The sequence below is a fragment of the Wenjunlia tyrosinilytica genome, assembly GCF_014646055.1.
Taxonomy (GTDB): Bacteria; Actinomycetota; Actinomycetes; order Streptomycetales; family Streptomycetaceae; genus Wenjunlia; species Wenjunlia tyrosinilytica.
Genome location: NZ_BMMS01000085.1, coordinates 1 through 8,863, shown reverse-complemented (window position 1 = coordinate 8,863; position 8,863 = coordinate 1). Strand labels below are relative to the sequence as shown.

Sequence of the window (8,863 nt, the reverse complement as noted above, 5' to 3'; positions counted from 1 at the left end):
CGCCGGCGGATGCACGCCCCGGGCAGACACCCGCGCATTCCGGGACCCTGCCCGGCTACACCACTTCATGGGACGCGATCCGCTAGAAGCCATCCGGCATCTGGCCGCGATTCCGACGTTGCTGGTAGGCGCACGGTCAGTGCGTTCTCCGGTGCGGTCGACGACGCCGATGCGGCCGGTGCCCCAGCTTCCCAAGCCACCGTCCGCCTGCCGTAGCTTCCAGCCCTTTCACGCTCCTCCCGACCGGTCTCCGTGCGGTTCGCTGTCCGTCGGCTGCGTGACCGCCGCGAAATTCTTCTCATGCCGATGTCGAAAGCGCGGCCTTCCGTTCGAAGGACGGGTGTCAGGGCTGCCAAGCCGATCACGTCTTCAGAGGAGGACTGCCATGCGCAGGATCATCGCTTCGACCTACACGACGCTCGACGGCTACATCGACAATCCGCACGAATGGTCGCTCCGGTACAACGACGAGGGGGCACAGAAGCAGGCTCTCGGCCTCACCCTCGGTGCCGACACGCTGCTGCTCGGCCGCGCTACCTACGAGGGCATGGCACAGGCATGGCCGAACATGGGCGGCAACCCGTACGCCGACCACGTCAACTCGATCGCCAAGTACGTCGTCGCATCAAAGCCGGTCGACATCGCCGCGTGGGGACCGGCGACCGTTGTCTCCGGGGGTGAGCTGATCGAGACAGTCGGCCGACTCAAGCAGCAGGACGGCGCCGACATCCTCATCTGGGGCAACGGTCGACTCACCGATGATCTTGCCGCAGCCGGCCTGCTCGATGAGTACTGCATCTGGGTCTATCCGGTGATCAAGGGCGCTGGCGAGCCGCTGTTCCGGCCGGAGAGCACCGTTGCGGTCGAGCTGACCGGAACGGTGACCTTCGACTCGGGCGTCGTGCTGCTCACCTATCGCCCGGCTGTGGCCTGATGGACGCGACGATGCCGGCGCCCGGTCAAGCACTCACCCGGAGGACAGGATGAACGACGACGTAACAAACTACATCGAGAAGACGGAGCACTGGCAGGCGCAGGTGTGTACAAGGCTGCGGGAGATGGTGCACCGCACCATCCCCGGGGTCGAGGAAGCGCTCCAGTACGGGAAGCCCCACTTCCTCCGCGACGGCCGCCACAAGGCAGTAATCCATGTCGCGAGGGATAAGGTCACATTCATGGTGCTCGACGCGGATGGCATCGAAGCCGTGCCCGGCCTGCTTCGCCCGCTCGGCAACGGTGAGCGCAAGGCCGTCGACATCCGTGAAGGCGACGACGTCGACTACGACGTCCTCGCCGATGTCCTGCGCCGGATCAGCGGCGCGCGCTGACCAAGAGAGATAGGGAACGACAACATGCGCGTCATGGTGATGACGAAGGGGACTGGCGCCGACGAGGGCAAAGCCCAGCCGTCCCAGGAAATGTTCGAGAAAATGAACGCCTACAACGAACAGCTCGTCAAAGCCGGAATCCTGCTCGGCGGAGAAGGACTGAAGCCCAGCAGCGCCGGCGCACAGGTGGTCTTCGCGGCGGGAGAAACCTCGGTGGTCGACGGGCCGTTCACGGAGTCGAAGGAGATCATCGCCGGGTACTGGATCTGGGAGGTCAGCTCGCTCGCGGAGGCTGTGGAGTGGGCCAAGCGGTGCCCCTTCGACCCTCGCTATGGCGCCACACAGGCGCTCGAGATCCGGCCGCTCTTCGACATGGCGGACTTCGATGGGATCGTCGACTCCAAGACGCTCGCGAAGGGCCAGGAGCTCCACGAGCGGGGCGGCGAGGCCTGATCATGGACCTCCGCCAGTCGATCGAGGCGCTGTGGCGGATCGAGTCGCCACAGATCATCGCTACGCTCGCCCGGCAGATCGGGGATGTCGCAGTGGCGGAGGACCTCGCCTCCGAGGCGTTCGTGGCCGCCCTCGAGCAGTGGCCGCGCGACGGCATCCCGCCGCAGCCGGGCGCGTGGCTGATGTCCACCGCCCGGCACAAGGCGATCGACCGTGCCCGACGCGAGGAAACCGTTCGGCGCAAGGCGGCGCTGGTTGCGGCAGACCTGGACGACCAGGCACCGGACGCCTCCAAGCAAGCACTCGACCCCATTCCCGACGACTTGCTCACGCTCATCTTCATCGCCTGTCACCCGGTACTCGCACCGGAGTCGCGGGTGGCGCTCACCCTGCGCCTGGTCGGCGGTCTCACCACCGATGAGATCGCCCGCGCCTTCCTTGTGCCCTCCGCCACGCTCGGCCAGCGCATCTCCCGGGCAAAGCGCACACTGTCGGAAGCGCGCGTTCCCTTCGAACCCCCGCCGACTGATGAACTGCCGGCGCGGGTCAGCGCGGTGCTCGAAGTCGTCTACCTCATATACAACGAGGGCTACACGGCTACGTCCGGCGACACGTGGGTACGACGAGACCTGGCTCGGGAAGCGATGCGGCTCGGGCGGATCCTCGCCGGACTGCTACCGCGTGAACCCGAGATTTTCGGACTGGTCGCGCTCATGGAACTGCAGGCCTCGCGGTTCTCCACCCGTGCCGACCCGAACGGCGCACCGGTACTGCTCGAAGACCAGGACCGGACGCGCTGGGACCGTACGCTCATCACCCGCGGTCTTAGCATGCTCGACCGGGCGACCACCCTGGGCCGCCCACTCGGTCCATACACACTCCAGGCCGCTATCGCCGCGTACCACGCTCAGGCAGCCACCTTCGCCGACACCGACTGGGCCGCCATCATCGCGCTCTACGACGCCCTCACCCAACTGGCTCCGTCCCCCGTGGTCGAGCTCAACCGGGCGGTAGCGCTGCTCTACAGCGACGGACCAGAGGCGGCGCTGGCGGCGACCGACCCCCTCCGGGAAGATCGAAGGCTGGCCCGGTACCACCTACTCGGCGCGGTCCGGGGCGACATCCTTCTCCGCCTCGGCCGGAACACCGAGGCGGCCGACGAGCTGGAGCGCGCGGCCGAACTCGCGCCCACCCGGCACGAGCGCCTGCTTCTCCTTGACCGGATGACTCAAGCACTCACCGAGCGTCCCTCGGGTGCATGACCCTGCGCCTTCATCGACAACGCACGCACCCTGTAAGTCAGTGCCTGTGTCTGGGCGCTGCGACGGCGGTGCGCTTTCGCCAGCACACGCCGCTGCCGTTCGGCTGCCCGTCCATCGACGCCCAGCCGAACGGCAAACCGCATCATTACCACGCCTCACAACACCATGACCTGCGGAAAGAGGATGTGACACAGCTTCTCAGCTTGTTCTTTATGGTCTGACCTGGTCGCGTTCGGCGATGTCTCGGGTCGTCTGACGGTTTTGCCCACGTCGTAGCGGGTGGCGGGGTGCCGGTTCTTCGATCCGAGCGGCCTGCCGGGGCCGGGCCGGTTGTGTTTCGGCGCACTGGCCGGACAGGGCAAGTTCGGGCGGAGGTTCCTGAACCCACGGCGGACTCGGGCGGGGGTTAGCCGGCCGGGCTCAGATGGCCTCTCCCAAGGGCGGCGCAGGTCCGCGGCCAGCGGCCGGGCGAGGCGGAGCTGGGTGTGGGCGGCGACGACCAGCCAGGTCCACCGGTCCGCCGCCTCGGGGGTGCGGAGCTTCGGGCGGGTCCAGCCCAGCGTCTGCTGGATCATCCGGAACATGTGCTCAAGATCGAATCTGCGCAGGAACGCCTGCCGGCGCAGGTCGACGTCCGCGCCCGACACACCGGTGGCCGAGGACCACAGCCAGACCGGGAGGGGATCGTGGCCGCCGGGCAGGCGGTCGACCTCCGAACGGATCAACGTGCCGTCGATGACGGGGAGTTCGCCGGTGTGGTCGATCCACGCTGAGCGGGTGGTCAGACGAGGATGGATGCGGTCCCAGGCCATCGCGCGGGCGGTGCCGTAGCGGTCGGTGACCTGCACGGTCGCGGCATCGGGCTCGCCCCAGGTGTCGGGCTTGGCGAAGCGGAACTGCCTGCCGTGCTTCGGCGGCCGTCCGCCCCTGCGGCGGTGAGATCCAGGGGAGCGGGACGGGCTTGCGCATCACCCGGTCCATGCGCATCCGCCCGAGGACCTCCACCGGCAGCCCTTCCAGCAGATGAGCCATGCGCGGAGCGTCGTAGCCGGCGTCGAAAACGATCAGGATGTCGCGGTCGCCAGACTTCCAACGGCCCATGCCGATGAGGTCCTCGACCACGCGGCGGACCTGGGCGGCGGTGGCCTCGGCGACGTCGTCGGCCGGCCCCAGCCGCAGCGCGTCCAGGATTTGAGCGAAGCGAAATCCACAGCTTTTCAGAATTCGCGCGCCGGATTCCAGGCCCGCGAAGCGGGCCGCAATTCGCGAAGCGAATTGGTTCACGTCCGCTCTCCCGGCCGATGCATCGGTCACTGAAATCGAACGCCAAAAATCCACTGAAAATCCATGCCGAAAGATGGGCGTACGGCAGCATTGGGGGATGGCTGTTGAGGGGTGAGTGGAGGTCGAGTTGCACGGTGGGCCGCTGGGTGGGGGGTGATATGGCCAACCCGGCCCTGGTTCCACATAACCGCCGAACTCGTAGCCAGGGCCGTGAGGTTGGAAAGAGCTCAGTGCCTGCGGTCGCCCGCCGCCCTGTTCCCCATCCGTGACGCATGAACAGCCGTCCCGTACAAGAACAGAATGCACACGCACACGACGAATTGCAGCGAGAGCGGTGGCCCGCCAGCGCAAGCTGGCGGGCCACCGCGTGACCTCAAAGCTAGAACCACCAGCCGGGCTCGTTGGCGGGGGGGACGTCGTCGTCTCCCGGAGTGGCATCATTGGGCGGCAGGTCCGCCTGGGTCGTCCACTTGCCCTGGGCGGACTGGTCGGCGTGCGCCGAGGCGCCGCTGGCGAGGGCCGTGCCGCCGCCCAGGAACGCGAGGGCGAGACCGCTGATCACCGCGATTCGAAGTCGGGACGAGCCTTCTGCGAGGCGCCGGTGTGAGCGGGGAGGGTTTGTCGGGGTGGAGTCTTTCTGGCCTTCCGAACTCATATGCGCTTTTCCTTCGATTGTGTTGGCTGTGCGGTTGGAAGATCACGCACGTTGAGCCATTGGCTGCCAACGACCGTGTATCGGAGCTTAATCCTTCCCAGAGCCGGAGCGGCACGGCAAGCCGAAACTGTCGATCTCGTGAAAATTGTCGGTGCCCACGCTGAAACGCTTCGGTCCAAGGACAAATCCTTGGCTGGCGTCATGCGCGCCCCGAGCGCAGAGAATGAGGTTGATGTAGGTGGAGCTACTTGATGCGGTGCTGTGCAGATGATGAAGGTTCTGTCGCCCTTCGGCGTCGCCCTTCGGGGGGAGGCCAGGGTCTCGACGTAGTCGCACAACGTCCGGTTCGTGATCATCCCAGGCCGAGGAGTGTGAGGGGGCGGCGAGAGTCGCGGGCGTCGCGGCGGAGGCCGGCTGTGGCGCCCTGGCGGCCGGCGATCCCCCGTACCCCTCTGGCCAGCGCCCACCCCGGACGCCGGGCGCTGCCACGGCGGCCAGGCCGAGCCCAGCGCACCCCACTTCCCCTCGCTGCCGCCCAACCCGCACCCGCACCCCACACCACCACAGGCACGGGACACGGCGGCAGCGAGGGGAAGTCAGAGCGTGATGAGTGCCGGAAAGGCGCCGTGATCAGGGGTTGCGCAAGGGCTCCGCGCACAGCGGCGCAAGTGATGGTGCCGGGCGTGGTGAGCGCACTCGTGCGCACTGTCAGGGCCTGTGCCGCCGCTGTCCCGAGCGGCGGCCCCCTGCCCCCTGCCCCCGGCGCCCGCGGGGAGCACAGCGCAGCGTCCCCCTTGGACCCGAACCGCCCCACACCCTCTCAACCAGTACCGGACCATGCGCCCAGGGGAGAGTGTCCGGTGCCTGACCGAGCCCGCAAACGGCCGGTGACCTGCTCATACACCGGGGCCGGCCGAGAGGGTGACCCACCGCGTGAGCCACCCCGTAAGCCACCGCCGAAGCCACCCCGTATCCCGCCCGCGGGAGCCACCCCGCAACCCGCGGGGGCGCAGCGGCGGCGGTGAGTGCAGGGCTAGTACTCCAGCAGGACTTTGCTGTCTGACCTGCGGGTTTCGCTGGGCGGCTGGAGTGTAGCGGGACTTCGATCGTGCGGGGGCGGTCTCACGGAGACCGCCCCTCGATCGTGCGACAACGCCGCAGGTAGTGACAGCGGCGGGCGACTGCTTGGCGTCGGCGGCGCCAGTTCGACCAGCTCAGCGCATGGTGTAGTCCTCGGTGTCCGCTCAGGTGCGGGGGCCGGGCACGACAAGCTGCCAGGAGTCGCCGAACCTCCGCCACTGTGAGTTCGATGGCCCCGGCTGTCCCACCTGTTCCGCCCCTTTTTCCCAAGGCCGGCGTGCTGTGGCGGCCAGGAAGGCGTGCGCGAGCATGGCCGAAGTGATGTGCCGATACCAGCCCACGTAGCGGCGGACTTCGTACTGGTCCAGGCCGCATTCGTTCTTCGCGGCCTGGAAGCATTCCTCGATCGCCCAGCGTGCCCCAGCGACCCGCACCAGCTCCTGGACGGTGATCTGAAGGGGTGTGTATGCGAGGTAGTAGGCGATCTCGTCGGGCTTGCTGATGCTGCGCCGGGCCAGTGCCCACCGCATCCGGTGAGGGACCCGCCCTGATAGTCGAACTCGGCGACGGCCGGCAGCCGCACCGCTGCCCAGTGGTAGACGCGAGGCCCCTTCGCGCCGTCGCCGCATGAGATCTTCTCCCACGCTTCGTCCGGGGCCTGCGCGAACAGTACCTCAATCCGCGAACAGCCCACGCTGAACTGGGACTTCGGGACGGCCAGCACGTAGCCGACACCCGACTGTTCCAGCAGCCGGCGGAATCGGTTGTCCTGGCCGTAGGCGGAATCCGCGGTGACCCAGGCAATGGGCAGCGGAGAGGCGACGGTCCGCAGCACCATGTGCCGGGCCAGTTCGCCCTTGGTGGCGAACTCCCGCTCGTCGGGGACCCGTGCGGTGCGACAGCGTTCCCGGTCCTCGGTCCAGGACTTCGGGAGGTAGAGCTCGCGGTCGACCAAGGCCCGTCCGCAGGCGGAGGCGTAGGCGGCGAAGACGCCGATCTGGCAGTTCTCGGTCCGGCCGGCGGTTCCGGAGTACTGGCGCTGAACCCCGGCTGAGGTGGTGCCCTTCTTGATGAACCCGGTGTCGTCGATGATCAGGATGCCGTCGGCCTCGCCGAGCCTGCCGGCGACGTATTCCTGCAGGTCGTCGCGGATGTCATCGGGCTCCCACCTCGATCCGGCGAGGAGGTGCTGCAGGCCGTCGGGCGTGGGGTGGCCGGCCTGTTCGGCCAGCTGCCAGCTGTTTTTGCGGGCCACCGGGGCGAGCAGCCCGCGTACGTAGTCACGCATGCGACGGCGGAGCTCGACTCGGCCGAAGCGGTGCCCGATGGTCGGGAAGAGATCGTCCAGTTCGAGGTCCCATTGCGCGGCGGCGTACTCGGTGATCACCCTCGGAGGCTGCCCCGCCGCTGTCACTACCTGCGGCGTTGTCGCACGATCGAGGGGCGGTCTCCGTGAGACCGCCCCCGCACGATCGAAGTCCCGCTACACTCCAGCCGCCCAGCGAAACCCGCAGGTCAGACAGCAAAGTCCTGCTGGAGTACTAGGGCGTTTCGTTTAGATCATCGGGTCGTTGGTCCGGGTGTGTCGTTGAGTGATGCGCAGTGGGCGCGGATCGAGCCGTTGCTCCCGGACCGCACGCCGATTCGGGGTGGTCGCTGGAGGGATCACCGGGAGGTGGGGCGTTACCCCTTGATCGTGGACACCCTGATCATTGGATCGTGAGGATCCGAAGAACAGGAGTTCCCGTTGGGGACGTCGAAGTACTCGCCTGAGTTCCGGGCGGACGCCGTCGCGCTGTATCACGCCAGTCCGGGTGGGACGTATGCGTCGGTGGCCCAGGACCTGGGTGTCAACCACGAGACGCTCCGCACGTGGGTGCGGGATGCCGAGGAGGCGGCCCGGCCCGGGGCGGGCGAGGCCACCGCGATGGAGAAGGAGAACCGGCAGCTGCGGGCGCGGGTGAAGGAACTCGAGCTCGAACGGGAGATTCTGCGGAGGGCCGCGAAGTATTTTGCGGGCGAGACCAGCTGGTGAGCAGCCGCTTCCAGTTCGTTGACGATCATCGTGGCGCCTTCGGTGTCAAGCGGCTGTGCCGGATCCTGACCGTCTCCAGGTCCGGGTTCTACCGGTGGCTGGCCGGCGCGGACGCACGGGTGGAGCGGGCCCGGGCGGATGCCGAGCTCGCCGAGCGCATCACCGATATCCATACCGAGTCCGACGGCACCTACGGGGCTCCACGCGTGACAGCCGAGCTCCGCGACGAGGGCGAGCGAATCAACCACAAGCGGGTGGCACGCGTCATGCAGAAGTTCAACATCGTCGGGCTGCACCTGCGCAAGAAGGTCCGCACCACCATCCCCGAGCCGGCGGCGACCCCGGTGCCGGACCTACTGCAGCGCGACTTCACCGCGACCACACCGAACACCCGGTACGTGGGCGACATAACCTACCTGCCCATCGGAGACGGCCAATTCCTTTACCTCGCAACGGTGTTGGACCTGTGCTCGAAGCGACTGGCGGGCTGGTCGATCGCCGACCACATGCGCACCTCGCTGGTCACCGACGCACTCACGGCCGCGGCCGCGGTCCGGGGCGCCAGCGGCCTGCGCGGGGCGATCTTCCACAGCGACAACGGGGCGCAATACGCCTCCAAGGAATTCGCCCAGGTCTGCGAGGACCTCGGTGTGGTCAGGTCGCGCGGTGCGGTGGGCACCAGCGCGGATCGCGTCCCATGAAGTGGTGTAGCCGGGCAGGGTCCCGGAATGCGCGGGTGTCTGCCCGGGGCGTGCATCCGCCGGCG

6 protein-coding genes and 3 pseudogenes are annotated in these 8,863 nt (G+C 67.9%); 6 read left to right on the top strand and 3 right to left on the bottom strand.

The window, feature by feature from the left end:
- The first annotated feature begins 385 nt into the window (after positions 1-385).
- From IEY86_RS35220 to IEY86_RS38425, 5 genes are read left to right on the top strand one after another with little or no spacing between them, the layout of a single operon-like run.
- Complete coding sequence (locus IEY86_RS35220) at positions 386-934, top strand: dihydrofolate reductase family protein (RefSeq protein ID WP_189135980.1); 549 nt, start codon at positions 386-388, stop codon at positions 932-934.
- A gap of 49 nt (positions 935-983) precedes the next feature.
- A complete protein-coding gene (locus IEY86_RS35215; protein ID WP_189135979.1) occupies positions 984-1,328 on the top strand; it encodes a DUF1801 domain-containing protein in 345 nt (114 codons plus the stop codon).
- 33 nt (positions 1,329-1,361) lie between these two features.
- Positions 1,362-1,781, top strand: a complete 420-nt coding sequence (locus IEY86_RS35210; RefSeq protein ID WP_229699055.1) for a YciI family protein — start codon at positions 1,362-1,364, stop codon at positions 1,779-1,781.
- 2 nt (positions 1,782-1,783) lie between these two features.
- Positions 1,784-3,043, top strand: coding sequence for an RNA polymerase sigma factor (locus IEY86_RS35205; protein ID WP_189135977.1), 1,260 nt, complete (start codon positions 1,784-1,786; stop codon positions 3,041-3,043).
- On the top strand, positions 3,040-3,264 hold the full coding sequence (locus IEY86_RS38425) for a hypothetical protein (RefSeq protein ID WP_189135976.1): 225 nt from the start codon (positions 3,040-3,042) through the stop codon (positions 3,262-3,264). Before IEY86_RS35205 ends, IEY86_RS38425 begins: the two co-directional genes overlap by 4 nt.
- On the opposite strand, the pseudogene IEY86_RS35195 reads toward IEY86_RS38425, so the two are convergent.
- From IEY86_RS35195 to IEY86_RS35185, 3 genes and pseudogenes are all read right to left on the bottom strand, one after another.
- Positions 3,254-4,291 (bottom strand): annotated as a pseudogene (locus IEY86_RS35195) (transposase); the annotation flags it as partial. The gene IEY86_RS38425 and the pseudogene IEY86_RS35195 sit on opposite strands and share 11 nt — an antisense overlap.
- 415 nt (positions 4,292-4,706) lie before the next feature.
- The gene (locus IEY86_RS35190) at positions 4,707-4,889 is read right to left on the bottom strand and encodes a hypothetical protein (RefSeq protein ID WP_189135975.1); all 183 of its coding nucleotides are present in this window, start codon (positions 4,887-4,889) and stop codon (positions 4,707-4,709) included.
- A gap of 1,337 nt (positions 4,890-6,226) precedes the next feature.
- A pseudogene (locus IEY86_RS35185) lies at positions 6,227-7,449 on the bottom strand (IS701 family transposase).
- Positions 7,450-7,809: 360 nt separating this feature from the next.
- On the opposite strand from IEY86_RS35185, the pseudogene IEY86_RS35180 reads away from it, so the two are divergent.
- A pseudogene (locus IEY86_RS35180) lies at positions 7,810-8,786 on the top strand (IS3 family transposase); the annotation flags it as partial.
- Positions 8,787-8,863 lie beyond the last annotated feature (77 nt).